The sequence below is a fragment of the Leeuwenhoekiella palythoae genome, assembly GCF_900130045.1.
In the GTDB taxonomy this organism is placed as follows: domain Bacteria; phylum Bacteroidota; class Bacteroidia; order Flavobacteriales; family Flavobacteriaceae; genus Leeuwenhoekiella; species Leeuwenhoekiella palythoae.
Genome location: NZ_FQXT01000001.1, coordinates 685,355 through 710,609, shown reverse-complemented (window position 1 = coordinate 710,609; position 25,255 = coordinate 685,355). Strand labels below are relative to the sequence as shown.

Below are 25,255 nucleotides of genomic sequence, written 5' to 3'. Positions count from 1 at the left end.
GGGCTTTTTCTTTTAGGAAATACGTTGATCGCTATTCACATATTCAGAAGGTGTCATTTGAAACTGTTTCTGAAAGTTGCGACCAAAACTCGTAGCCGAATTGTAACCTACAATTTCTGCCACCTCATAAATTTTATAATTCTCTGTTTTTAGCAATTCAGCAGCCTTTTTAAGTCGGGAAATATTGATGAGTTCGTTTGGACTCAAATTAGTGATTTCGGCGATTTTTCGGTATAAAGTAGACCTGCTCATATGCATAATTTCGGCGAGGGTTTCTACATTGAGATTAGAATCTGCCATATTATTGGCGATGGTATCGTCTAGTTTTTTAATGAATGCGTCGTCCGTTTTCGTGTTGGCCATACTACGCATATGTGCAAGCGGCGAGGTGGCGTAATGCTCCATTATATGCTTGCGGTTCTCGATTAGATTAGCCACTTGCTTTTTTAAAAAATCTACCGAAAATGGCTTAGCAACGTACGCGTCAGCACCAGATTCAAGGCCTTCAATTTTAGCTGAAAGTGCATTTTTTGAAGTCAGTAAAATTACCGGTACATGGCTGGTTTCAATATTGGTTTTAATTTCTCTACAGAGCGTGAAGCCATCTTTTACCGGCATGGCAATATCACTGATAACCAAATGCGCACTGTGTTCTTTGAGCATTTGAAGGGCGATCTCTCCATTAGGAGCAGCATAGATTTTATAAGCTTCCTGTAATTCTTTAGTGACAAATTCGCGTAAATCCTGATTGTCTTCAGCAACGACAATAACAGGTTTTGTAGCTGCGGAAGCTTGTACAGGTTTTTGAGGAATTAAGGGAGTTTCTTCGGTGGTAGCGGGATGGTCGTACAGTTCAAAATGCTTTTTCTGGTGTAGCGGAAGCTCAACCACAAAAGTGTTCAAACCATTGTCTAGCGTTTGAAGTTTTAGACTTCCATCGTGCATTTCACTCAGCGAGTGCGCTAAGGATAACCCTATTCCGGTTCCGGCTTGCGTAGCTCCTTCCGAAAGACGATAAAAAGGTTCAAAGATCTTATTCTTCATCGATTCAGGGATCAGGTAACCGTCGTTTTTTACAGCGATCTTAAAGTGCTGCCCGGCTTTTTCCAAGCTTAGATAAATATGCTTTTCGCCATATTTGATCGCATTGCTTAAGAGATTACTCAATATCTTTTTGAGGGCTTCGGGATCCACGAAGGCAATAACCTCTTCTTCCAGATCCAGATGAAGTTCCATTTCTTTATCGTTAATCGCTTCGGTAAATCTGCTTTGTGTTTTTCGTACTAATTGGCTCACATCGGTCTCCACAAAACTGAGACTCATTTTTTCAATTTCGGTCTTTCTAAAGTCTAAAAGTTGGTTGACCAGATTAAGAATACGATTGGTATTCTTGTTCATTATTTTGAGGTTGTCAGCAATCTCAGGATAAATGTCTTTGTACTTGAGAATTTTCTCTAACGGACTCTTGATCAGTGTGAGAGGCGTGCGTATCTCGTGCGAAATATTAGTAAAAAATTCAATTTTAGCCTGATACACTTCCTTCTCCTTTTTATCATTGGCCTGCTTGATTCTTCGGTTGTTTTTACGTGCTAGGTATAAATGGTAGACTCTAAACGCCGCAGCAATACAGAGCACAGCAAACAAAATATAAAGTGCAAAAGCAAGTTTGGTTAAATAAAAGGGCGGCAAAATCTCGATGTTCAGGGGTTGGCTTTCTTGGCTCCAAACGCCATTGCTGTTTTGAGATTTGATGTGTAAGGTATATTCACCGGGATTCAGTTTTGTGAAATGCACGGTGTTGTTAGTTCCCAGCGAAATCCATTCTGTATTTAATCCTTCAAGTTTGTACCAGTATTTCGTGACCTCGGGAGCGGTATATTCCAGAGCAGCAAAGTCAATACTGAATGAAGAATCTTCCGGCTCAAGAACCAACGTGTTCAGGGTTGCAATGGATTCCGGAAGTATGTCATCTTCAGGATTTACAGCAACCTCTTTGTTATTGATGTGTAAGCCCGTTAAATAAAGCGGTGCGTGATTTTTATCTTTTATAAGGCTTGAAGGATCAAAGCTGACCATCCCGTTGACGCTACCGGTATAAATACGCCCGGATGGATTTTTATAAATGCTGTTGTAATTAAACTGATTACCCAACAATCCTTGCGCTTTAGTAAAGGTTTGAATATTCTCAAAATTACTGTTAAACGCAGTCAGACCATTTGCAGTAGTAGCCCAGAGTTTCCCTGAATTATCTTCTACCACCGCATAAAATACATTGCTGGGGAAACCTTGCGCGGTAGTAAACACATTGAAGGTTTTAGTGCTTGGGTTGAACAGGTTGAGGCCGTTTTCGGTAGTGACCCATAAACGTTGGGAATCATCTTCAAAAATACCGTTGATGTGGTTGTGACTTAGCGTGTTGCCCTGTGCGTTTTCTTCTTGAAAATATCCTTTCTCTTCGGTTTTTGGATTGAAAAAATAGAGTCCGTCCCAATACGTGCCCGCCCAAAGGACTCCTTTAGAATCCTGAATAAAAGAGGTGTAATGATAATTTTCGGGGAAAGCGTCACACAGCACAAATCGGTCTTGATCAGGATCGTAATACTTCACGCCGCGTACCGTAGCTGCGTAAATTTTTCCGGAAGTCGTTTTAACCAGTGAGAAAACAAAATTGTTACGCGCCTTGCCTAAAGTTCCCACTTGATAATGCTTAAGCACCTTATGGGTATTAATATCAATGACGTCAATCCCGTTATCAAAGTAGCTCACCCAGATCTGATCGCCATCCGGCATTAACGCGTGAATGTTGTGATGCGTAAGAATTCCGCCGGACTCTTCTGATTTAAAATTGGTAAACGTATCAGTTTTGGGATTGTATTTGCTGAGACCATTATCTTCGGTACCAATCCAAAGCATGCCGTTTTGATCTGCTTTAATTTCGCGCACCGCGTTTCCAACTATAGAATTCTGTGCAGGTTTAGGGAAGTATTTGGTAAAAAAGCGCGAGGCAGGTGCATAATAATTGATTCCGCCAAAATACGTCCCTGCCCAAACGCCGCCACTGCTGTCAACCGTCAACGTATAAACCGCATTGTCTGAAAGCGCGTAGCGATCGCTAATATTCTTTTTAAGATTAGTATACGCCTTCGTTTTTAGGTTATAGATGTGCACGCCAGATTCTGAAGCTACCCAGAGTTCGTCTTCATTTTTAAGCGTAAGATCGTGTATGTAAAACGGATTGGCTACCGGAAGCAGACTCGTTGTTTTTTTGGTTTTGAGGTCAAAAGCGAGTACCCCATAATTGTGCGAACCAATTACTATCGTATTGTCGTCTAACATCAACAAAATATTGATGTTGAAGGCCGAAAGCTCCACGTCTGGCATATAAAAACCTAAAGATTCAAAGGATTTCTCCTCTGGGTTGAAGCGATACAATTGATCTAAACCCGCAGCAACAATGCCACCTTCGGGCGTTTCTAGAAGTTCAGAAGCTATAAAATAATTACTGGGCGGAAAGTCTTCGGTTTGCCTTGTGGTGATGTTATAATTATAAATAGTACCGTTACCGATGTACCAAATGTTTCCTTCAGCGTCGTGCTCCAGATCTTGAATGATGATATCTTCGGTTCCCTCAAGTAGGGTAAAATTCTCGAGTTTATAATCGTATCTGAAAAGGCCGTTATCGGTACCGGCATAAATATGCCCATCATACTCTAAAAGCGATTCTACGTAATTGCCTAACAGGTGTTTTTGATCGTTGGGTTTATTCTGAAAACGTTTGAATGCATAGCCATCAAACCGATTGAGACCATCTTTAGTGCCAAACCATAAAAAGCCCTTTGAATCCTGGAGCGAGGATAAGACTGTATTGTGAGAAAGACCATTTTCTACCGTATAATGCTCAAAATAATAGTCCTGACCCAAAACGATCTGAACAAATACTAAGAGAAAAAGAGTGGTGTGTTTTAAGTATTTCAAAACCTTAAGATTTATGGGTTAAAAGATACAGCTATCCCTACAATAATACAGTTCAGCATCTCAACATATCGTCTCACTATCCCGGTATTTTTTAGAATAACGCCGAAATTGAATGGATTTAATAGCAAATTGATACGAAATCTTGACAAAATTAGGAGATTCTATAACGTACTTTGAATTGCAAATTTTTGGAATCTTTTAGAATTACAACGTTGTAAATTTTAGAGATCCAAGTTTAAATCTATTATTTGAAATGAAAAAAATTAGAGTTTTAGCCATTTTGGCTTTTGTTACGACCACACTCACGGCGCAGTGGAAGCCCGCCGGAGACAAGATCAAAACCAAATGGGCATCGCAAATTGATGTGAATAATGTTCTACCCGAATATCCACGCCCAATTATGGAGCGCGATGCTTGGCAAAACTTAAATGGGCTATGGGAATACAGCATTGAGAAAAAGGGAGCAGCTGCTCCAAAAAGTTTTGACGGAAAAATATTAGTGCCTTTTCCTGTAGAGTCGAGCCTTTCTGGTGTGATGAAAGAAGTGGGTGCAGATCAAGAAGTGTGGTACAAACGCAACTTTAGTGTTCCTTCAAATTGGAATAATAAAGCTGTTCTACTCCATTTTGGTGCTGTAGATTGGGAAACTGAAGTTTGGTTAAACGGAGTGAAAATAGGCTCACATACCGGCGGGTTCACCCCGTTTTCATTCGATATTAGTCCGTTTTTAAAGAGCGGAAAACAAGAGCTCACGGTTAAAGTTTGGGACCCTACAAGTGATGGTCCTCAACCTAGAGGGAAACAAGTGAAAAATCCTGACGGAATCTGGTACACTCCGGTTACCGGAATTTGGCAAACGGTGTGGTTAGAGCCGGTAAGTAAAAAGCACATAGAAGATGTGCGTACGACTCCAGATATTGATCAAGGTACGATCTCTTTTGAAGTTGCTGCTGCGGGAACTACGTATGGAGATGTTGTAGAGATCACAATTCTAGATGGTTCTAATACAGTATCTACTACAAAAGCTGCGGTGGGCGAACCAATTGTTATTGCTGTTCCTGATGCGAAGTTATGGTCGCCAGAATCTCCTTTTTTATACGATACTAAAATCGCACTTCTTGATAACGGTAAAGCTCAAGATGAAGTCCAAGGCTATTTCGCAATGCGCAAGATTTCTAAGAAAAGAGACGATAAAGGCATTATGCGTATGCAGCTTAATAATAAAGATTACTTTCAGTTTGGTCCGCTTGATCAAGGTTGGTGGCCTGATGGTTTATACACCGCACCAACTGACGAAGCGCTTAAATACGATATCGTGAAAACCAAAGAATATGGGTACAATATGATACGTAAGCACGTGAAGGTAGAGCCTGCACGCTGGTATACGCATTGTGATCGTTTGGGAATTTTAGTTTGGCAAGATATGCCTAACGGTGATAACTCGCACGACTGGCAAAATCGCGATTACCATAAAGGAAACGAATTTGAGCGTAGCGCTAAATCTGAAGCGATCTACCGCAAAGAGTGGAAAGAAATAATGGATTATCTCTATTCGTATCCAAGTATAGTGATCTGGGTACCCTTTAATGAATCTTGGGGACAATTCAAGACTGTTGAAATTACAGATTGGACCAATGAATACGATCCTTCACGCTTGGTAAATTCCGCTAGTGGAGGTAATTTCTTCCAGACCGGTGATATTCTGGATTTACACCATTATCCTGCGCCTAATATGTATTTATACGACGCCAATCGTGTGAATGTTATAGGAGAGTATGGAGGAATCGGACTTCCCTTGGAAGGACACCTTTGGAAAACCGGAAACAATTGGGGGTATGTGAAATTCAACAATTCTAAAGAAGTTACCGATGAATATGTAGACTATGCTGAAAAGTTGAAAGAACTTGTAAGCGCCGGATTCTCCGGAGCGATCTACACACAAACTACTGATGTAGAAGGTGAAATCAATGGCCTAATGACCTATGATCGCGAGGTTGATAAATTAGATATCAAGCGAACAAATCAAATCAATACCGAAGTGATTAATGCACTTAACGAATAAGCACATGTTCACCAAGTAAAGCTCAAAATCAGGATTTTCTAAAATGAGAATCCTGATTTTTTCATTTGAAAAGAATACATTTACAACAAAAGTAAAACGTTTTAGTTTTGAGTTATGTTACATAAATTAAATCCTTTCCGTAAAAAAATCAGCCTAATTGCAGGTTGTTCCTTACTTTTTATCAATTGCAAAAACAACGACACCTCTGATAAAGCTTCAGTTTCAGAGACACCCGAAAAACCGAATATCGTTGTGATTATGGCAGACGATCTTGGTTTTTCAGATCTGGGCTGTTATGGTGGTGAAGTAGACACGCCGGTTTTAAACGGTCTTGCAGAAAACGGCTTACGCTTCAACGCGTTTTATAATACATCAAGATGTTGTCCTTCTCGCGCAGCATTACTTACCGGGCAATATCCGCATCAGGCGGGAATTGGTCAGATGACGATGGATCGTAACCTTCCGGGATATCGCGGTCGTCTTGATGAACAAACCGTAACCTTGGCCGAAGTTTTAAAAACTGCCGGTTATCAAACCGGAATGGTTGGGAAATGGCACGTTTCACCTACTGAAGATCTCGGCGGAAATGAGCAGCTCGAGTGGTTAAATCATCAGACAGAAAAAGAAACGTTTTCAGATTTAGATACCTATCCTACAGCGCGTGGTTTTGATAAATACTACGGAAACATTTGGGGAGTAGTAGATTATTTTGATCCGTTTGCGTTGGTAAATGGTACAAAGCCTGTAAAAGATGTTCCAGAAGATTTCTACTACACTGATGCCATCGGCGATTCTACTGTAGCTTATGTAGATCATTTTGTAAAAGAAGAAAAGCCTTTTTTCCTTTATGTAGCTCATTGTGCACCGCACTGGCCGTTAATGGCACCTGAGCAAGAAATCAAGAAATACGAGCACGTGTATGACGAAGGCTGGCAAAAAATCAGAGAGGAGCGCTATAAAAAACTCATCGAGAAAGGGATTTTCAAAGGAGACACGACCAAACTTTCTGAGTTCATGTTTCCCGACTTGAAGTGGGCAGAAAATGAAAATGAAAACTGGGATTCTCGAGCGATGGCGGTTCACGCAGCAATGATTGATCGTATGGATCAAAACATCGGGAAACTCATTGACAAGTTGGAAGCAACCGGCCAACTTGATAATACCGTAATTATGTTTATGTCAGACAACGGAGCAAGTTCAGAGCGTCCTTCTCAATACGGAATTGGCTTTGACCGCCCTTCAGAAACACGTGATGGTCGCGAAATTCATTATCCTGTAAAGAAGAGCGAAGAACATCTTCCGGGACCTGAAACGGTGATGTCTGGTATTGGTGCCGTTTGGGCAAATGTGGCCAACACGCCGTTTAGATATTGGAAGGCCCGCGTTTACGAAGGCGGAATCACTTCGCCCTTCATTGTACACTGGCCGGCAGGAATTAAAGAACAAGGTGCTGTAAAATCGCAAGCAGCACACATCATAGACATTATGCCTACCTTACTGGAGCTTTCAGGAGCGACTTATCCGGAGGAGTTCAACGGAAATACCATCGACCCATATATGGGAAAAAGTATGGTTTCGGCTTTTACAAATACAGAAGAAGCACCGATTAATGAAACGTTATTTTGGGAGCATTTTGGTGCAGCAGCTCTACGTCAAGGCGATTGGAAACTGGTTAAGCTTGACGGTAATGCAGATTGGGAACTGTATAATCTGAAAGAAGACCGTACCGAAATGAATAATCTGGCAGCAAAATATCCCGATCGTTTAAAAGCGATGCAAGAAGAATGGAATACCATGGCCAAGGCAACAGATGTTTTTCCGAATTAATTTGATACAATTTTAAGTATGAGAAGTTTACACCAACTCGTTTTAGGACTGTTTTTACTCACGTGTACCTTTACGTACGCCGGTAAACTAGAAACGGTAACCACCCACAGTGATGTGATGGATAAGGACATTAAAGCGATGGTGATCACGCCAGACGACTACAATGCTTCAAAAAAATATCCTGTGGTGTATCTCCTCCACGGGCATTCTGGTAGTTATATCGAGTGGCCTAAACGCGCTCCTCAACTGCTGGAGTTTGCTGATACCTATCAGATGATTTTTGTAAGCCCAGACGGAAATTATAATAGTTGGTATTTTGACAGCGAGGTAAAACCAGAAAGTCAGTATGAAACTTACATAGCTGAAGAATTAGTGGCGTTCACAGATAACACCTACAGCACCATAAAAGACCGAAGCGGGAGAGCGATCACCGGTTTGAGTATGGGCGGTCACGGTGCGCTTTATCTTGCTTTTAAACATCAAGATGTTTTTGGCGCTGCGGGTAGTATGAGTGGTGGCGTAGACATCACACCATTTCCTAACAACTGGGAGCTTTCAGAATATTTGGGTACGTATGCTGAGAATACAGAACGCTGGGAAGCTAATAGCGTGATCAATATGACGCCTTTATTGACGCCCAATTCCTTACAGATAATGATCAGTTGTGGGACTTCAGATTTCTTTTATGATGCCAATGTAAAACTTCACGAAAAACTGGAATATATGAATATTCCGCACCGTTTTTTAACCACGCCCGGCGGTCATACCTGGGATGTTTGGCGGGATGCGATTAAATATCATTTGGTGTTTTTTGATTCATTTTTTAATCCTGTAGAATAATTTCCTGTGAATTATATTCCTTTCTCAAACCGATTTTTCAATCAGCGCATTTACTATTTCCTGTCATTTTTAGTGCTAGGAACTACAATGTTTGTATCGTGTAAAACCGAAACGGACTTTAAACCTTACGATCTTAAGACCGAATACCTGAAAGATCCTATCGGCTTAGATGCGGCTGCACCAAGATTTACGTGGAAGATTGACGCCGATAGCCAATATCATCAAAAAGAGTATCAAATTTTAGTGGGACAAGATTCTGCTGAGGTGGCTCAGGGAACCGGAGCTGTTTGGGAACACGCTTCCGCAGAAGCGATAAATCTGGTTGAATTTAAAGGAAAGGAGCTAATACCGTTTACAGCGTATTATTGGAAGGTTATTGCCAAGGATAGTTCAGGAGCTTCTAGCAGTTCTGAAATTGCTCGGTTTGAAACCGGAATGATGCAAACCGAAAACTGGCAAGGCCATTGGATCACAGATACCAACAGTATTGAAGTAAAGCAGGCGCCTTATTTTAGAAGAGCGATCACGCTAGAAAAAGAGGTTAGCAAAGCGACAGCGTACATTACCGCTGCAGGATTATTTGAGTTTTACATCAACGGCAACAAAATAGGAAACCATTTTATGGACCCGGTGTATACGCGTTTTGATAAACGCAACGCGTATGTCACTTTTGATGTTTCTGATGCGGTTAAAGAATCTAGTGAATTGGCCTTAGGCGTACTTTTGGGCAACGGTTGGTACAATCACCAGTCAACTGCAGTATGGAATTTTGACAAGGCCGGTTGGCGCAATAGGCCGCGATTTTTACTCAATTTGAAAGTTACCTATACCGATGGTACTTCAGAGGTAATCGCTACAGATGCCGATTGGAAAACGAGTTTAGGACAAGAGGTTTTTAATAGTATCTACACGGCAGAGCATATAGATGCGCGTTTAAACCAGTCAGGATGGAATACCACCGATTTTGATGATAGCGCCTGGACGCCCGCTCAGGTTGTAGAAGCACCGTCAAAACATATTGTCGCCCAGGCCATTCAGCCCATACGTTTGGTAGATACCCTAACTCCGGTTAGTATTACGAAGTTGGCAGATACGAGTTATGTGTTTGACCTTGGTCGTAATATTTCGGGGATTACGCAGTTAAAAGTACAGGGTGATGCAGGTACGGTTTTTCGAGTGACTCACGCTGAACAGTTAGACAGTTTAGGCGATGTAGACCTTTCAAACATTAACGTACACTACAGGTCACACGATGATTCTGATCCTTTTCAAACCGATATTTATACCTTGGCCGGAACCGGAGATGAAGTATTTCAGCCTAAATTTAATTATAAAGGCTTTCAATATGTACGCGTTACAAGTAACGAACCGGTTAATCTTTCCATAGAGAATCTCACCGGATATTTTGCACATAGTGATGTGGAGCAAGTAGGCGAAATAAAGAGCTCAAACGAGGTGCTCAATAAAATTTGGGAAGCTACAAATGCAGCTTATTTGTCTAATCTTTTTGGGTATCCAACTGACTGTCCGCAGCGGGAGAAAAATGGTTGGACCGGAGATGCACACATCAATACTGAGACCGGACTATACAATTTTGATGGAATAACCATTTATGAGAAATGGCTTGCTGACCATCGGGATGAGCAGCAACCTAATGGCGTTTTGCCTTCTATAGTTCCTACTTGGGGCTGGGGCTATGATTGGGGAAATGGCCCAGACTGGACGAGTACGATCGCAATTATTCCTTGGGAATTGTACCAGTTTTATGGAGATGATCGCGCGCTTCGGTTAAATTATGAGGCGATAAAAAAATATGTAGATCATATTACCGAAACTGAAAATGAGGATGGTTTGACCACTTGGGGATTGGGTGATTGGGTTCCGGTAAAATCGGTAACGCCTAAAGAATTCACTTCTTCCGTCTATTACTTTGTTGATGCCAGCATTTTAGCAAAGACCGCAAAACTTTTAGGAAATGAGGCAGACGCCAAAATCTATGCAGATTTGGCGACAAGAGTACGGTCTGCGATCAATAAAAAGTATTTGAATACCGATACCGGAATTTATGAAAGTGGTTTACAAACTGAATTGAGCAGCGCCTTATATTTTGACGTGGTTCCCGAGCATTTGAGAAGCAAAGTGGCTGAAAATTTAGCAAAGCGGGTGCGAGCAGACGACAAGCATATTGATGTAGGCCTATTAGGAACCAAGACTATTTTAGGAGCCTTGAGTGAAAACGGATATGCAGATCTTGCTTACGAGGTGGCTTCGCAAGAAACTTATCCGTCATGGGGCTGGTGGATCAAAAACGGAGCAACTACTTTGTATGAAAATTGGGATATTGATGCTGCGTCAGACATTTCTAGAAATCACATTATGTTTGGTGCCATTGGTGCGTGGATGTATAAAGGTCTAGGCGGAATTCTACCAGATGAACAAGCTCCCGGATTCAAGAATATTATTCTAAAACCCAATTTTGTGAAAGGGCTTGAACAGTTCAAAGCATCGCATAAAAGTCCGTACGGGAATATTGTTTCTTCCTGGAAGCGAGAAGGAAACCTTGTGAGTTATACCGTTGAAATTCCAACCAATAGTACAGCTTCTTTTAATCTGAAAGACTTTAAAGAAGTAATGCAAGAAGGTGAAGCATTAAAGCCGGAGTTATTAACATTAAGCTCCGGAACCCATCATTTTCAAATCAAGCTCTAAAATTTAATTTTTGATTTAAAAGAAAACATTTAGATTTACAAAAGTAAAACGTTTTAGTGAAATCGATATCGAGATCGTTTTCGCTTAAAGTTCAACAAAAACCACGCGTATAAAATTTTTCAGAATTAGTTTACTACAACGATTGTGTAGTGCTAGATTTTAGAAAGGTCTGATTTAAATAGTTTAAGAATGAATAAAACACAAGCAGCTCCGGTTGTACCTAAAAAATTATTACTTCCTTTTATTTTAGTTACCTCTTTATTTGCCCTCTGGGGATTTGCCAACGCGGTAACAGACCCCATGGTACAGGCCTTTAAAAAAGTATTAGAGTTGTCTAACTCGCAAGCCGCCTGGGTACAGATGGCTTTTTATGGAGGATATTTTTGCATGGCGCTTCCGGCCGCTTTATTTGTACGTAAGTTTTCGTATAAATCTGGAGTTCTGGTTGGTCTCACGCTCTACGCCGGCGGCGCCTTATTGTTTTACCCTGCTGCAACAACCGGGCTTTTCTGGTTTTTTTGCTTGGGCTTATACATCCTGACTTTTGGTCTGGCATTTCTAGAGACCACGGCAAACCCATACATTATGGCAATGGGAGATCAGAAATCGGCAACGCAGCGTTTAAATTTGGCGCAAGCCTTCAACCCTGTCGGCCTCATCGTAGGTTTGCTGGTTGCGAAGTTTTTTGTCTTGGATCTCTTACAATCTGATGATGTAGAGAATTTTTCGGCATTGCCCGAAGCGCAAAAGCTACTTATAAAATCTGCTGATCTTATGGTGATCCGCAATCCTTATGTGATCTTGGGGCTTGTGGTTTTGGCTATTCTAGTGCTTATTGCCGTAAATAAAATGCCGCAGGCAAAAGGAGACGGCAGCATCCCAAGTATAAAAGATACCTTCAGCGAACTTTTTAAAAATAAGAAATATGCTCTAGGTGTATTTTCCTTGGTGCTGTATATGGGTGCGCAAATAGGCTGCTGGACCTATATTTATCAATATGCTGAGGCTAAAGGGATATCCAGTTCTACCGCAGCAAATTATCAGTTGGTAGCCTTTATTTTATTTACTGTAGGTCGTGCGATAGGTACGTATATGCTGAAGTTTATGAGCTCAGGAAAGTTGTTGTTTTGCTTTTCGGGGCTAGGAGGTTTATTCGCCTTAGGCGCGGTAATTCTTGAAGGCCACGCCGGCTTGTATAGCTTGGTTTTAGTATCGCTTTTCCTTTCGGTAATGTTCCCCACAATTTACGGGATTGCTTTAGAAGGCTTAAAGGAGGATCAAGCTAAAATAGGCGCAGCCGGACTCGTGATGGCTATTGTAGGTGGTGCTTTATTACCAAAACTTCAAGGAATGATCATAGACTTTGGTGGCGTAGGAGTAAACGATATTACCGTTTTAGGGCTTTCTGAAATGAATCTTTCGTTCCTGCTTCCTGTTTCATGTTTTACGATTATCGCGATCTATGGAATATGGATTCATAGAAAACATAACATTGCCGAAACGCTTTAATCCTTCGAAAACCTAACTTTAAGATCTATTATTGAAGCTTTTTTGATGAAAAAATATATTCCGCTATTTCTTACGTTATTGTTGGCTTTTACAAGTGCTGCGCAACAGCAATTAACAGATTACGTCAATGTGTTTTTAGGTACGAGCGGCGATCACGGGCAGATGTCTCCATCGGCGACTACACCATTCAATATGATGAATTTAGGCCCGCAAACCAATCCGCATCAGCATACGGGCTATGAATATTACGCAAAGCAGTTTGACGGTTTTACCCATACCCGAATGGAAGGCGTGGGCTGCACGGGAAGCGGAGGAAATCTACTTATTAAACCTATTCTAAATGCTGAAGTAGAGACCCAACTCATAAAAAAAACGCAGGATGCAGTTCCCGGTTTTTACCACGTGAATTTTGAAAACGGAATCGACGCTAAACTCACCGTAGCGCAAAACTTAGGGATGCATCAGTACACGTTTCCGAATGCGAATAGCGGTTTGTATATAGATCTTTCTTTTGCCTTGAGTAATCGTTTTGTTGCTGAAACACACGAGATACGCCGAAATCTGATCTCGGGATTTATTGATACCAAAACCACTTGTCACGCCGGAACCTACCGCGTTTACTATGCGATTAAATTACCGGAAGAAGCGCAAATTCAGAACGTAGGGGAGCATCAATTGATGGTAAAAGGTTTGGGGAATACGGCTGAAGTCCAGGTAGGTTTTTCTTCAGTAAATGAGGGATATGCCAAAAAACGCATTACTTCAGATGATTTTGAAACATTAAAAGAAAGCGCTTCCGCAAGTTGGAATGCCTATTTGAACACTATTGAAGTTTTTGGGGAAACCGATCGCATGGAATTATTCTATTCCTTAATGTATAGAACTGCACAATCTCCGTTTTTGGTTTCTGAAGAAGATGGGACGTTTAGAGCCACAGATGGTTCTGTGCAAAATGAGGAGTATAAAGTCTATAACGGTTGGGCGATTTGGGATAATTACCGCGAGCAGTTGCCGCTTTTATCTTTAATTAAGCCTAAAACCTATCAAAATATCACAACGAGTATTGCCAATTTATACCGCTTTGGGAAAAAGAATTGGGCAACAGAACACGAGACCTCGCCTACGGTACGTACAGAACACGCGATGGTTGTGCTACTCGATGCGTATAAAAAAGGTTATGAGGTCGATTTTGAAGCTATCAAGGATTCTTTGCTTTATGAAGCAGATCATTTAGATTTTGGTGCTCCGGACAAAGCTTTAGAATCGTCTTACGATCTATGGGCGATGAGCGAAATTCTCAAAGCGACAGGAGATTCCAGAGCGGGTAAAACGTATCTAGATAAAGCTTTAGATTATAAAGCCTATTGGGATAAAGATTTTAAAGATCTGTCAAAAAATGATGTAGATCGAATGCAAGCACGCGGTTTGTATCAAGGGACCATCTGGCAATACCGCTGGTTTGTGCCTTGGGATGTAAACGGCTTGCAAGATTTAACAGGTGGGGCAGAGGCCTTTGAAGGTCAACTGGATCAGTTTTTTGAAGAGTTTAATTACAATCACGCCAATCAGCCTGATTTGCAAGTTCCGGGATTGTACAATGCGACCCGTCAACCTTGGAAATCACAAAAGCTTTTTAGAGAAATTCTTTTAGACACTGTGGTGCAAACCTATTTTAACGACAACAGCAAAGGGATAGATCCTTATGTGGGCCGCATTTATCAGAACAAACCCAAAGCTTATTTGCGTACGATGGATGATGATGCTGGTACGATGTCATCGTGGTTTGTGCTGCACAGTATGGGACTTTCGGTAGCTAATGTAGGTAGTCCGGTTTACTATTTAACGGCACCAATTTTTAAAGAAGTGAATCTTAATCTTGCCACAGGGAAGACCTTTAAAATTTCGGTCAAGAATTATAACAAGGATCATTTTTACGTGAAATCGGCAACCTTTAACGGTAAACCTTTAAATCGAAACTGGCTCACGCACGAAGAACTGACTTCCGGTGGTGACTTGATCATTGAAACAGCAGATACGCCCAATAAAGATTGGGGAACGCAAAATACTTTTATTACAAAAGTTGAATTAAACTAGTGTGTATGTATAGCGAGGCTTTTTATTGAAGTCTCGCTATTTTTTTGATGGTTTGCTATAACGATTGCGTATATTTAAGCGTATTATGAACATTTAATCGATAAATAGGATTTATGAATAGACATCTCTACAAAGGCGCAGCATTGTTTGTGCTTGCAAGCTTACTGATCACGGGCTGTAAAAAAGAATCAGATCAAGAACCTTGGCAAGACCTGTTTGATGGTACTTCGCTTAATGGTTGGGAACAACTTAACGGCAAAGCAGCATATCGTATAGAAGGTGAGGAAATCGTTGGTACCACCGTAGCCAATACACCGAATTCGTTTTTAACGACTACCGAAGATTATGGTGATTTCATTTTAGAGTTTGATTATAAGGTAGATCCCTCAATGAATTCAGGTGTGCAAATACGCAGCCTAAGCGATCCTGATTATAAAAAGGGGAGAGTTCACGGATATCAGGTAGAGATAGACCCATCTGACCGGGCTTGGAGCGCCGGTATTTATGACGAGGCGCGCAAAGGCTGGTTGTATTCGTTAGAAAATAACCCTAAAGCGCAGCAGGCTTTTAAACAAAATGAATGGAATCATTACCGTGTGGAAGCATTGGGTGATACGCTCAAAACTTGGATCAATGGGGTTGAAGCGGCCCATCTTGTAGATGACCAGACCGCTTCAGGATTTATTGCATTGCAAGTTCACGCGATAGGCGCTGAAGATGAACCGGGGAAGGAAATACGATGGAAAAATCTAAAGATCATTTCAGAGAATCCGCGAGAATACAGTAAGCAGATGCGCTTGCCTGCTTTCAATACTAAAAATAATCTGACACAAGCAGAAGCAGCATCTGGTTGGCAACTGCTATGGGATGGAAAAACCACAAAAGGTTGGAAAGGAGCAAAACTTGAAACTTTTCCGGAGCAAGGGTGGCAGATCGAAGACGACATGCTCACGGTTATGGAAAGTGGAGGCGGAGAGTCTGAAGCCGGTGGAGATATTGTTACCACACAGAAGTACGAAGATTTTGAACTGAAAGTGGATTTTAAAATTACCGAAGGTGCTAACAGCGGAATCAAATATTATGTAGATACAGACCTGAATAAAGGTGAAGGTTCTTCGATAGGTTTAGAATATCAGATTTTGGATGATGAACGGCATCCTGATGCCAAATTAGGAAATCACGAAGGTAGTCGCACTTTAGCTTCGTTGTATGATTTGATTCAGGCTAATCCTAATAAACCGGTAAACCCTATCGGCTCTTGGAATACTGCACGCATTGTGAGTAAAGATGGTAAAGTTTCGCACTGGCTTAATGATGAAAAAGTGTTGGAGTACGATCGCAGTACAGATGCTTTTCTTCAATTAGTTCAAGAAAGTAAATACAAAGACTGGCCGGGATTTGGGACCTTAGAGCGCGGCAATATTTTACTACAAGACCACGGAAATCGCGTATCCTTCAAGAATATCAAAATCAAAGAACTTTAATATGACCACACGTAGATCGTTTATCAATAAATCAATTTTAGGCGGAACCGCGCTGGCGCTAAGCAATACCGCAATGGGAATGGCTGCCAGTAGTTATCGCAATATTATAGGAGCTAATGATCGCCTAAATGTTGCGGTCGCGGGATTAGGAAGACGTTTGGGAGCCTATTATGCACCCATCGCCCGCAAAGAATCTAACGTACGCCTACTGTATCTCTGTGATGTGATGGAAAAAAGCCGACTGAATGCGCTTAAGAATTTTAAAGAACATATTGATTACACACCGGTATTAGAAAATGATATTCGCAAACTTATTGAAGATAAGGATGTAGATATTCTTGTAAATGCAACTCCAGATCACTGGCACACTCCGGGGTCTGTTATGGCATTAAAAGCGGGCAAACACGTGTATGTTGAAAAACCGTGTAGCCACAATATGAATGAAAACGAACTCTTGGTTGTGGCGGCAAAAAAGTTTGACAAACGCGTGCAAATGGGTAATCAACAGCGCTCGTCGTTGCACACTATAGAGATCATAGATCAGATTCACAAAGGGGTAATTGGTGATGTTTATAAAGCTGTAGCCTTTTATTCTAATACGCGTGGAGAAACACCGGTGCAGCAGCAGGCGGCTGTACCCACCGGATTAGATTGGGAGCTTTGGCAAGGGCCGGCTCCGCGTAGAGCGTACACGAGTGAAACTTGGGATTACAACTGGCATTGGTACGGCTGGAATTACGGCACCGCCGAAACCGGAAATAATGCGACGCACGAACTCGATATTGCCCGATGGGCTTTGGGTGTTGAATTCCCTAATTACGCCGAAGTGCAAGCCGAAAAACGCCATTTTAAAAATGACGGTTGGGAAATGTATGATACGATGTATGCGACGTTCAAATTTGATGATGATAAAGTGATCAATTGGGACGGAAAAAGCCGCAACGGGTACAACACGTATGGCCGCGGTCGTGGTACCCTAATTTTTGGTGCCGAAGGTTCGGTTTTGGTAGATCGTTCTAATTATGTGCTTATGGATCGCAGCGGAAAAGTGATCAAACAAAGTGAAGAAACCTCAGAAAGCGGACTCGCACTTGGCGGTGGGGGCGACTCTTCCACAGCGCATATGGTAAACTTTTTTGAAGCGATTCGCGGTAAAGAAACTTTAAAAGCGCCTATTGAAGATGCTTCGGTAAGTATGGCGATGGTGCATTATGCAAATATGGCGTATCGCGTAGGGCACGGTTTTGATATCGATGCTAAATCAGGTCGCATTTATGATCGGGAAGCGATGCAACTTTGGGGACGCGAGTATGCACCTAATTGGGAACCTAAAATTTAAGAGACTATGAAACGTAGAGATTTTGTGATCAAAAGCAGTCTGGCAGCAGCGGCGGTATCTTCTGCTAGTCCGGGGTTTGCTTACATCAATAAATATGTGGGTTCAAGTGCACCAATACGCATAGGTGTGATAGGAACCGGCGATCGCGGAGGCGGTTTAATTTCAGTGATGAATGGTATTGAAGGGATTGAAGTAGCTGCCTGTTGTGATGTTATTCCGTTTCGATTGGCTAACGGAATGAAACGCGCGGGAGATTCAGCAAAAGCCTATACCGATTATCGAAAATTGCTAGAAGATAAGAGTATTGATGCGGTTTTGGTAGCGACTCCGTTCAGCACGCATGCGCAGATAGAGCTTGATGCGCTTGCCGCCGGAAAACACGTGTATGGCGAAAAGACAATGGCAAAAGGCTATGATGCCGTGTTGGATGTTGTTGATGCCGCACAAGGGAATTTAGTCTTTCAAACCGGCCATCAGTACCACAGTTCGCGCTTGTATACGCACGTGGTTGATTTGATTAAAGATGGAAAAATAGGCGAGATCACTGCTTTTGAATGCCAATGGAATCGCAGCGGAAACTGGCGCAGACCCGTTCCTGAACCCGAACTGGAGCGTATGATCAATTGGCGTATGTACCGGGAATATTCCGGCGGATTGACTGCAGAATTATGTTCGCACCAGATCGATTTTACCAATTGGGTTTTGGGAGAAACACCGTCGCAGGTTTTTGGTACAGGCGGTATTGATTACTGGAAAGACGGCAGAGAAACCTTTGATAATGTACATCATTTATTTTCGTATCCCAGTGGAGTAGAGGCGACCTTTACTTGTTTAACGACTAATGCTAAAGACGATTACCAGATCAAGGTAATGGGCGACAAGGGAACCATTATTTTAGATTATGTCAACGGCTGGTTTTATCCTGAAGGAAATTATACTAAAAAGCGCGCTGAGGTTGATGGTGTTGCGGGTGCTACAACACCTTGGGAAGCCGGAAAGGGAATTCCGTTTGAGTTTAGCCACGCAGATCCTAGCAAGCAGGCTCTAATGGATTTGAGAGATGCGATCAAGAATAATAGCAAACCCATTTCAGACTTAAAAACCGGTGCCAATACCGCAATCTGTGTGCAAATGGCTATTGACTCGATGCTTACCAATGAAGTCGTTAAATGGAACCCAAAGCATTCGATTTAGAGCATTTGGACGCGATACCAAAAGTTGGTACTTTTATTTAAAATATTAAAAATGGGAAAGAACACGTCAATTTCATTGGGAAGTCATTTTGAAGAATTTGTAAATGAAGAAGTAAAATCGGGTCGCTATAGTTCGGTAAGTGAGGTGATTAGATCTGCATTGCGCTTATTTGAACGGGAGGAGCTTAAAGAACGCGAATTGATTAAAGCTTTGGAGGCGGGAGAGCAGAGTGGTTTTGTTGATGATTTTGATTCTCAAAAAAGGCTCGAAGCTTTACACAAGAAGTATTTATGAGGGAGGCTAAATATCGTATAAGTCAACAAGCGATTGAAGATTTAGACCATATTTGGTTATACACATTACACAAATGGTCAAAAGAGCAGGCTGATACCTATTATAAATTATTGATAGATCGAATTGAATTTATCGCTGCTAATTTTATGACGGGAAAGTCTGTTGGGCATTTAAGGAAAAACTACAGGGTTAGTGTCATAGAATCTCACGTCATTTTCTACCGAAAGGATGATACCAATACTGTTGAAATAGTAAGAATTTTACATCAGAGGATGAATGTTAAAGATAGGATTTGATCCTATTGAAAATAATTGGTTTCCCCAAAGGATTTAGTATTACTTCACGATAGCTACCGCTATGTCTCGAAATGGATAATTCGTTTTCGAGCAATGTCCTAAAGGCTTATTCTAAGTTACTTTAATGGAGGTGCGCATTATATGGGCACGGCGTAGTCGTGTTTTATAACCCCCATTACAAAGGTACTATGCGCACTCCCAATATTTTTTATGGAACCTAGGTCATTCAGTACAAAATCCTGATAGTGTTTCATATCCCGCACCATAACTTTCAATCTGAAGTCGTAATTCCCCGAAATATTATAACATTCACAAACGTACTTAGACGCCATGATATCTTGTACAAATTGATGGCCAATTTCTTTAGTATGTTCTTTGATCGTGATGTCACAAAAAACGATCAGTCCTTTACCCACTTTTTCGGCTTCTACAAGCGCAACGTATTTCTTAATAATTCCTTCCCTTTCTAAACGTCTTATGCGTTCGTAAACAGGAGTGTGAGATAAGTTTACCTGTCGTGCAATTTCCTTAGTGGTTAATTTTCCGCTTTGCTGAAGCAATTCTAATAGCTTCAAATCGATCTGGTCTAATTCTGACATAGATAAATTTTCTATTTGTAGGTCCATTTTATACCGCTAAAAGACGATTTGTCTTTTATAGTAGTTTGTGTAGTTATTGTATCTAAATATCGGTTCAAACTTAATTAATTAATCTTTTATTTTGAGATTTGTAAGAGATAAAAACTGCAAAATGAGCCTCAGGTAGTTTTTAGACATATAATTGAAGAATATACCCAAGGGCTTGCCTCAAAGTAGTTTTAATACTAAAACAACAAATCAAAAAAAGCCATGACTAACACTCAGGATACCATTAAAGACGATTTTGAATTTACAGTAAAGCGTATTTATTTCGACGAAGACTATGTGCCCTCTAGCAGTACACGTACTACAACTAATTTTGCAAATTTGGCAAGAGGAGCGAGGCGTCAAGAAAATCTCCGAAACACCCTTACAATGATCAACAATCGTTTTAATTCGTTGGCAAACTGGGACAATCCTGATCAAGACCGTTATCAGGTTGAGTTGGAAATTGTTTCTGTGGATCTTGATATGCACGACAACGGAGCAACATTTCCTGCGATCGAAGTTTTAAAAACGCACATACTGGATCATAAAACAGGTAAGCGCATCGAAGGGATTGTAGGCAATAATTTTTCTTCCTACGTACGGGATTATGATTTTAGTGTTTTGCTTATAGAACACAATAGAGGTAAAACTGATTTTAGTATTCCAGATGATTTTGGAAGCTTGCACGGTACGATCTTTAAGCGTTTTGTTTCCTCAGAAACGTATAAGAAGCATTTTGCTAAACCACCTGTGATCTGTTTGAGTGTTTCGCACAATAAAACCTACCAGCGTACAGGCAATCACCATCCTATTCTTGGGTATGAATATCAAGTGAATGAAGCTTCTTTAACCGAATCCTATTTCAAAAAAATGGGCTTGCAAGTACGGTATTTTATGCCGCGACACAGCGTAGCGCCGCTCACCTTTTACTTTTTTGGGGACCTACTTACAGAGTATACCAATCTTGAATTAATAAGTACCATCAGTACGATGGAAACTTTTCAAAAAATTTATAGACCTGAGATTTACAATGCCAATTCGGTGGCGGGATCCTGCTTTAAACCCAGTTTAAAAAACCCAGATCATTCGCTCACCAAGATTGAATATGACCGGGAAGAACGCAGTCAGCTGGCCATTGAACAAGGAAAATTTACCGAAGAACATTTTATAAAACCGTATAAGAATGTGCTGGAGCAGTGGTCTGCAAATTACGCACACTAATCAATTCAACTAACTACTTCATTATGAAAAATATATTACCAACATCAACCGTTGGAAGTTTACCTAAACCTGCCTGGCTTGCGCCACCCGAAAAACTTTGGTCGCCCTGGAAATTAGAAGGTGATCAATTATTAGAAGGCAAACAAGATGCCCTGCGTATTTCGTTACAAGAACAGCATTCTTTAGGAATTGATATCATTAGTGATGGCGAGCAAACACGCCAACATTTTGTAACCACCTTTATAGAACATTTGAGTGGAGTAGATTTTAAAAATCGAAAGACGGTAAAAATCCGTGACCGGTACGAAGCCAGTGTTCCGGTTGTTGTGGATGAGGTGGCGCGGCAAAAAGCAGTATTTGTTGAAGATGCTCAGTTTCTACGCAAACAGACCAACCAACCTATAAAATGGGCACTTCCGGGGCCTATGACTATGGTCGACACTTTGTACGATGATCATTATAAAAGTCGTGAAAAATTAGCTTGGCAATTTGCCAAAGCACTTAATGAGGAAGCCAAAGCGCTACAAGAAGCAGGAGTAGATATTATTCAGTTTGATGAGCCGGCGTTTAATGTATTTTTTGATGATGTGAATGATTGGGGGATGGCAGCATTAGAACGTGCCATCGAAGGATTACACTGTGAGACCGCAATACATATTTGTTATGGCTACGGAATAAAAGCGAACAATGATTGGAAAAAAACGTTAGGTTCAGAATGGCGGCAATACGAAGAAATATTCCCGAAAATTCAAACCTCGAATATTGATATTGTATCCTTAGAATGTCATAACTCACACGTGCCACTTGAGCTCCTGGAGCTCATTCGCGGTAAGAAAGTAATGGTCGGGGCTATAGATGTAGCTACGAATACCATTGATACGCCAGAAGAAGTAGCCCAAACGCTGCGTAAAGCACTTGAATTTGTAGCTATTGAAAATCTGTATCCGTCAACCAACTGCGGAATGGCGCCACTATCACGTGAAGTTGCCCGCGGAAAGTTAAGTGCCTTAAGTGCCGGAGCAGCACTTGTACGCAACGAACTTGGGTTTTAATACCAAACGCTTAGAACAAAAAAACCTCCTGTTTTAGGAGGTTTTTATGGATTTATAGTACGTTTTAGGTAAGTAAATTCCCGTCGTCATCCCACTCGGCGGTGACGCCACGCTGACTTTGATCTACGCATTTTGCGATCCACTCGGGATCGTAGCTTACGCCGTGTTTCTGCAAAACTTCTTCAGGAACGCCATCCCAAATATTGGGTTGATTACCCTTGTAGTCCAGATCTTTGATTCCCATTTCTGAAGTATAATACCCCGTCATCGTCAGGTTACGCATCAAGCTAAAAAACTGTAACTGTACCGGTTGTTCCCAGCCGGGTTTTTCGGGATCAGGAAAAGCGATCGTATCTAAAATAGCTTTCTGATTTTCTTCCGAAGTACTTTTAAATTCAGTGTCGTATTCTAAATTAGAAGTATGGTCTAGCCACATCAAACCACCGCGTATGGGCGTTTGTAAATAGGGCATATCTTTGACAATAAATTCAAGAAACTCGGGCACGCCGGCATCGGTAGCACTTCCATATTCCTCATTTGCAGGTAAGATCAGCGCACATAATACATTCAATGTGTCCATCTCGTGTTCTCTAAAAAACTGCTCTGATTGTAGCTTTTCAATCAGTTCGAGTTCTTCAGGGGTACGGCCAAAATAATCTTCAGCAGCTTTCGCAATTTCAACTTCTTTTTCGCCCAGATTAGGATCACATCCTGTGAGTAAAAGTCCGGTTCCTAACGAACCTAAAAACATCGATTTTAAACTATCTCTTCTATCCATGATTTAGATGTTTTGCTGTTTTAGTTGTTCAATAATATAATCTGAAGCTCTCCATGAAAGCGCTAAAATGGTCCAAGTAGGGTTTTTATCGGCTTGAGAAACAAACGGTCCCGCATCTACAATAAAAACATTATCCACGTCGTGCAACTGCTGAAATTCATTAACTACAGAAGTTTTAGGATCACTTCCCATACGGGTGGTTCCTACCTCGTGAATGATTCGGCCCGGATTTTCGAGACCGTAATTCGATTCTTTTGAAGGAGCATCTTGAAGCATCGTACCGCCTATATTATGCACAATTTCTTCAAAAGTATCGTTCATGTGCTTGGCTTGATTCACTTCATATTCAGACCATTTATAATTGAAACGCAACACGGGGATCCCAAACTCATCAACCGTGGTTGGGTCGATCTCGCAATAATTATCTTTCATCGCGATAGACTCGCCACGACCGGCCATACCAATGGTAGAGCCGTAATATTTTTTTATATCTGCACGTAAACTGTTTCCGTAGCCGCCCACTTTTTGATTGAAGAAACGGTTAAGGTCATTGGGGTTAAAGCCAAAACCATAGCTCGGCATTCCTAGACCACCCCAAACTTCAATATGATAACCACGCGGGAAATTCAGTTTTTTATTATCGCCCCACCACGGTGTATAGACGTGCATTCCGCCTACACCATCTTCATTATAGGTATCGCGATTCATCAAATCTGGAATGAACGCAGATCTACTCGCACCGGTAGAATCGTGCAGATAACGGCCCACCATATCACTACTATTCCCTAATCCGTTAGGGTGTTGCGCACTCTTAGAATTCAATAAGATCCGCGCTGAACTACACGCCGAAGCTGCAAGCACGACAATGCGGCCTTTCAGCTTATATTCTTTACGATCATCTTTACTGATGTAAGAAACTCCGGTAGCTTTTCCTTCATCATTTGTAGTTACCTCGCGTACCATTGCATTGACAAAGAGGTCTACTTGACCGCCGTTTTTTTGCGCCGGAAAGATCAAACAAGTCCCTGCAGAGAAATCGGCATATACCGCACACGCACGGGAACATTGTCCACAATAGAAGCAAATACCGCGATCATCGTTGATTTTTTTGGTAAGCATAGACATTCGCGAAGGAATCACTGGAATATTAGATTTGCGAGCTCCCTTGATGTAAAAAAGTTCGTGCAATCTGGGTTTTGGTGGAGGTAAGAAAAAACCATCAGGCTCATTTTCTATATTTTCTTTGGTACCAAAAACTCCAATAAGCTTATCTACTTTATCATAATAAGGTTTAACGTCCTCGTATCCTATGGGCCAGTCGTCGCCGTGACCGTCATAGCTTTTATGCTTAAAATCGCGTTCCCCAAAACGCAACGAAATGCGCCCCCAGTGATTGGTACGACCGCCTAGCATTCTAGATCTAAACCAGTCAAATTGAGTTCCGTCTTTTTGAGTGTAAGGTTCACCTTCAATTTCCCAACCTCCATAGGCGCTGTCAAAATCTCCAAAAGGTCGTCTATTTGAGGCACCACGTCTTGGAGATTCATAAGGCCATTTGAGTTGCGTACGTTGTTTAGGGTCTGCAGGATCAAAATGAGGACCTGCTTCTACAACCGCTACTTTGAGTCCGGCATCTGCCAAAACTTTTGTTGCCATGCCACCGCCGGCTCCAGAGCCTACGATGATGACATCATACATTTTTGAAGATTCTTGTATTTGCATAGGATAGGTTTAATGTGCTTTAAATTATTTCTAAAAATATGGCGTATAAATTACTGATAATGATAATAGACCTAGAAATAACCTTGCAAATTGTTAATTATGTTAATTTATTAAAATTTAAGTGAATTTCACACAATTATACTAAAACGTTTTATTATAATTGCTAAAACGTTTTACTTTAACGTTTGCGAAAAACAATTAAAACTTAAACATGCATTAATGGGAATTTGAAA

Annotated in this window: 17 protein-coding genes; 13 read left to right on the top strand and 4 right to left on the bottom strand. The window is 41.3% G+C overall.

Annotated elements, in window-relative coordinates:
- Positions 1 to 12 precede the first annotated feature (12 nt).
- Positions 13 to 3,975, bottom strand: a complete 3,963-nt coding sequence (locus tag BUA96_RS02875) for a hybrid sensor histidine kinase/response regulator transcription factor (protein WP_072980143.1) — start codon at positions 3,973 to 3,975, stop codon at positions 13 to 15.
- 253 nt (positions 3,976 to 4,228) lie between these two features.
- Here BUA96_RS02875 and BUA96_RS02870 point away from each other — a divergent pair, with 253 nt between their 5' ends.
- The 11 genes from BUA96_RS02870 (at position 4,229) to BUA96_RS02820 (ending at position 19,623) form a co-directional block, all read left to right on the top strand.
- Entirely contained in the window at positions 4,229 to 6,037 is a 1,809-nt protein-coding gene (locus BUA96_RS02870; RefSeq protein WP_072980141.1) for a glycoside hydrolase family 2 protein, read from the top strand.
- A gap of 114 nt (positions 6,038 to 6,151) precedes the next feature.
- Positions 6,152 to 7,864, top strand: coding sequence for an arylsulfatase (locus tag BUA96_RS02865; protein ID WP_072980138.1), 1,713 nt, complete (start codon positions 6,152 to 6,154; stop codon positions 7,862 to 7,864).
- Positions 7,865 to 7,882: 18 nt separating this feature from the next.
- Positions 7,883 to 8,704 (top strand): alpha/beta hydrolase, encoded by an 822-nt coding sequence (locus BUA96_RS02860; protein ID WP_072980136.1) that lies wholly within the window; start codon positions 7,883 to 7,885, stop codon positions 8,702 to 8,704.
- A 6-nt stretch (positions 8,705 to 8,710) separates the two neighbouring features.
- Complete coding sequence (locus BUA96_RS02855; protein WP_233430598.1) at positions 8,711 to 11,413, top strand: alpha-L-rhamnosidase; 2,703 nt, start codon at positions 8,711 to 8,713, stop codon at positions 11,411 to 11,413.
- Between the two features lie 189 nt (positions 11,414 to 11,602).
- On the top strand, positions 11,603 to 12,922 hold the full coding sequence (gene fucP / locus BUA96_RS02850; RefSeq protein ID WP_072980132.1) for an L-fucose:H+ symporter permease: 1,320 nt from the start codon (positions 11,603 to 11,605) through the stop codon (positions 12,920 to 12,922).
- Between the two features lie 45 nt (positions 12,923 to 12,967).
- Positions 12,968 to 15,016 carry a glycoside hydrolase domain-containing protein gene (locus BUA96_RS02845; RefSeq protein WP_072980130.1) on the top strand — a complete coding sequence of 683 codons (2,049 nt, stop codon included), beginning with the start codon at positions 12,968 to 12,970 and terminating at the stop codon, positions 15,014 to 15,016.
- A gap of 113 nt (positions 15,017 to 15,129) precedes the next feature.
- Complete coding sequence (locus BUA96_RS02840) at positions 15,130 to 16,500, top strand: 3-keto-disaccharide hydrolase (RefSeq protein WP_072980128.1); 1,371 nt, start codon at positions 15,130 to 15,132, stop codon at positions 16,498 to 16,500.
- A 1-nt stretch (position 16,501) separates the two neighbouring features.
- Positions 16,502 to 17,839, top strand: coding sequence for a Gfo/Idh/MocA family protein (locus tag BUA96_RS02835; RefSeq protein ID WP_072980126.1), 1,338 nt, complete (start codon positions 16,502 to 16,504; stop codon positions 17,837 to 17,839).
- Between the two features lie 6 nt (positions 17,840 to 17,845).
- Entirely contained in the window at positions 17,846 to 19,033 is a 1,188-nt protein-coding gene (locus tag BUA96_RS02830; RefSeq protein ID WP_072980124.1) for a Gfo/Idh/MocA family protein, read from the top strand.
- Between the two features lie 51 nt (positions 19,034 to 19,084).
- Positions 19,085 to 19,327, top strand: a complete 243-nt coding sequence (locus tag BUA96_RS02825) for a type II toxin-antitoxin system ParD family antitoxin (protein ID WP_072980122.1) — start codon at positions 19,085 to 19,087, stop codon at positions 19,325 to 19,327.
- Positions 19,324 to 19,623 carry a type II toxin-antitoxin system RelE/ParE family toxin gene (locus tag BUA96_RS02820; protein ID WP_072980120.1) on the top strand — a complete coding sequence of 100 codons (300 nt, stop codon included), beginning with the start codon at positions 19,324 to 19,326 and terminating at the stop codon, positions 19,621 to 19,623. The genes BUA96_RS02825 and BUA96_RS02820 overlap by 4 nt, the downstream gene beginning before the upstream one ends.
- A 137-nt stretch (positions 19,624 to 19,760) precedes the next feature.
- Here the strand turns inward: BUA96_RS02820 and BUA96_RS02815 are convergent, their stop codons facing one another.
- A complete protein-coding gene (locus tag BUA96_RS02815) occupies positions 19,761 to 20,222 on the bottom strand; it encodes an Lrp/AsnC family transcriptional regulator (protein ID WP_072980477.1) in 462 nt (153 codons plus the stop codon).
- Positions 20,223 to 20,471: 249 nt separating this feature from the next.
- Here BUA96_RS02815 and BUA96_RS02810 point away from each other — a divergent pair, with 249 nt between their 5' ends.
- Together BUA96_RS02810 and BUA96_RS02805 are read left to right on the top strand one after the other, a co-directional pair.
- Complete coding sequence (locus BUA96_RS02810) at positions 20,472 to 21,470, top strand: DUF1852 domain-containing protein (protein ID WP_072980118.1); 999 nt, start codon at positions 20,472 to 20,474, stop codon at positions 21,468 to 21,470.
- Between the two features lie 23 nt (positions 21,471 to 21,493).
- Positions 21,494 to 22,522, top strand: a complete 1,029-nt coding sequence (locus BUA96_RS02805; RefSeq protein ID WP_072980116.1) for a methionine synthase — start codon at positions 21,494 to 21,496, stop codon at positions 22,520 to 22,522.
- A 64-nt stretch (positions 22,523 to 22,586) separates the two neighbouring features.
- On the opposite strand, the gene BUA96_RS02800 is transcribed toward BUA96_RS02805, so the two are convergent.
- Together BUA96_RS02800 and BUA96_RS02795 are read right to left on the bottom strand one after the other, a co-directional pair.
- Positions 22,587 to 23,300, bottom strand: coding sequence for a gluconate 2-dehydrogenase subunit 3 family protein (locus tag BUA96_RS02800; protein WP_072980113.1), 714 nt, complete (start codon positions 23,298 to 23,300; stop codon positions 22,587 to 22,589).
- A gap of 3 nt (positions 23,301 to 23,303) precedes the next feature.
- On the bottom strand, positions 23,304 to 25,022 hold the full coding sequence (locus BUA96_RS02795; RefSeq protein ID WP_072980111.1) for a GMC family oxidoreductase: 1,719 nt from the start codon (positions 25,020 to 25,022) through the stop codon (positions 23,304 to 23,306).
- Between the last annotated feature and the right edge of the window lie 233 nt (positions 25,023 to 25,255).

Excerpts from the sequence above, each read along its gene's own strand:
- BUA96_RS02870 (WP_072980141.1), top strand. The coding sequence starts at position 4,229 with ATGAAAAAAATTAGAGTTTTAGCCATTTTGGCTTTTGTTACGACCACA.
- BUA96_RS02865 (WP_072980138.1), top strand. The coding sequence starts at position 6,152 with ATGTTACATAAATTAAATCCTTTCCGTAAAAAAATCAGCCTAATTGCA.
- BUA96_RS02860 (WP_072980136.1), top strand. The coding sequence starts at position 7,883 with ATGAGAAGTTTACACCAACTCGTTTTAGGACTGTTTTTACTCACGTGT.
- fucP (WP_072980132.1), top strand. The coding sequence starts at position 11,603 with ATGAATAAAACACAAGCAGCTCCGGTTGTACCTAAAAAATTATTACTT.
- BUA96_RS02845 (WP_072980130.1), top strand. The coding sequence starts at position 12,968 with ATGAAAAAATATATTCCGCTATTTCTTACGTTATTGTTGGCTTTTACA.
- BUA96_RS02840 (WP_072980128.1), top strand. The coding sequence starts at position 15,130 with ATGAATAGACATCTCTACAAAGGCGCAGCATTGTTTGTGCTTGCAAGC.
- BUA96_RS02835 (WP_072980126.1), top strand. The coding sequence starts at position 16,502 with ATGACCACACGTAGATCGTTTATCAATAAATCAATTTTAGGCGGAACC.
- BUA96_RS02830 (WP_072980124.1), top strand. The coding sequence starts at position 17,846 with ATGAAACGTAGAGATTTTGTGATCAAAAGCAGTCTGGCAGCAGCGGCG.
- BUA96_RS02825 (WP_072980122.1), top strand. The coding sequence starts at position 19,085 with ATGGGAAAGAACACGTCAATTTCATTGGGAAGTCATTTTGAAGAATTT.
- BUA96_RS02820 (WP_072980120.1), top strand. The coding sequence starts at position 19,324 with ATGAGGGAGGCTAAATATCGTATAAGTCAACAAGCGATTGAAGATTTA.
- BUA96_RS02815 (WP_072980477.1), bottom strand. The coding sequence starts at position 20,222 with ATGTCAGAATTAGACCAGATCGATTTGAAGCTATTAGAATTGCTTCAG.
- BUA96_RS02810 (WP_072980118.1), top strand. The coding sequence starts at position 20,472 with ATGACTAACACTCAGGATACCATTAAAGACGATTTTGAATTTACAGTA.
- BUA96_RS02805 (WP_072980116.1), top strand. The coding sequence starts at position 21,494 with ATGAAAAATATATTACCAACATCAACCGTTGGAAGTTTACCTAAACCT.
- BUA96_RS02800 (WP_072980113.1), bottom strand. The coding sequence starts at position 23,300 with ATGGATAGAAGAGATAGTTTAAAATCGATGTTTTTAGGTTCGTTAGGA.
- BUA96_RS02795 (WP_072980111.1), bottom strand. The coding sequence starts at position 25,022 with ATGCAAATACAAGAATCTTCAAAAATGTATGATGTCATCATCGTAGGC.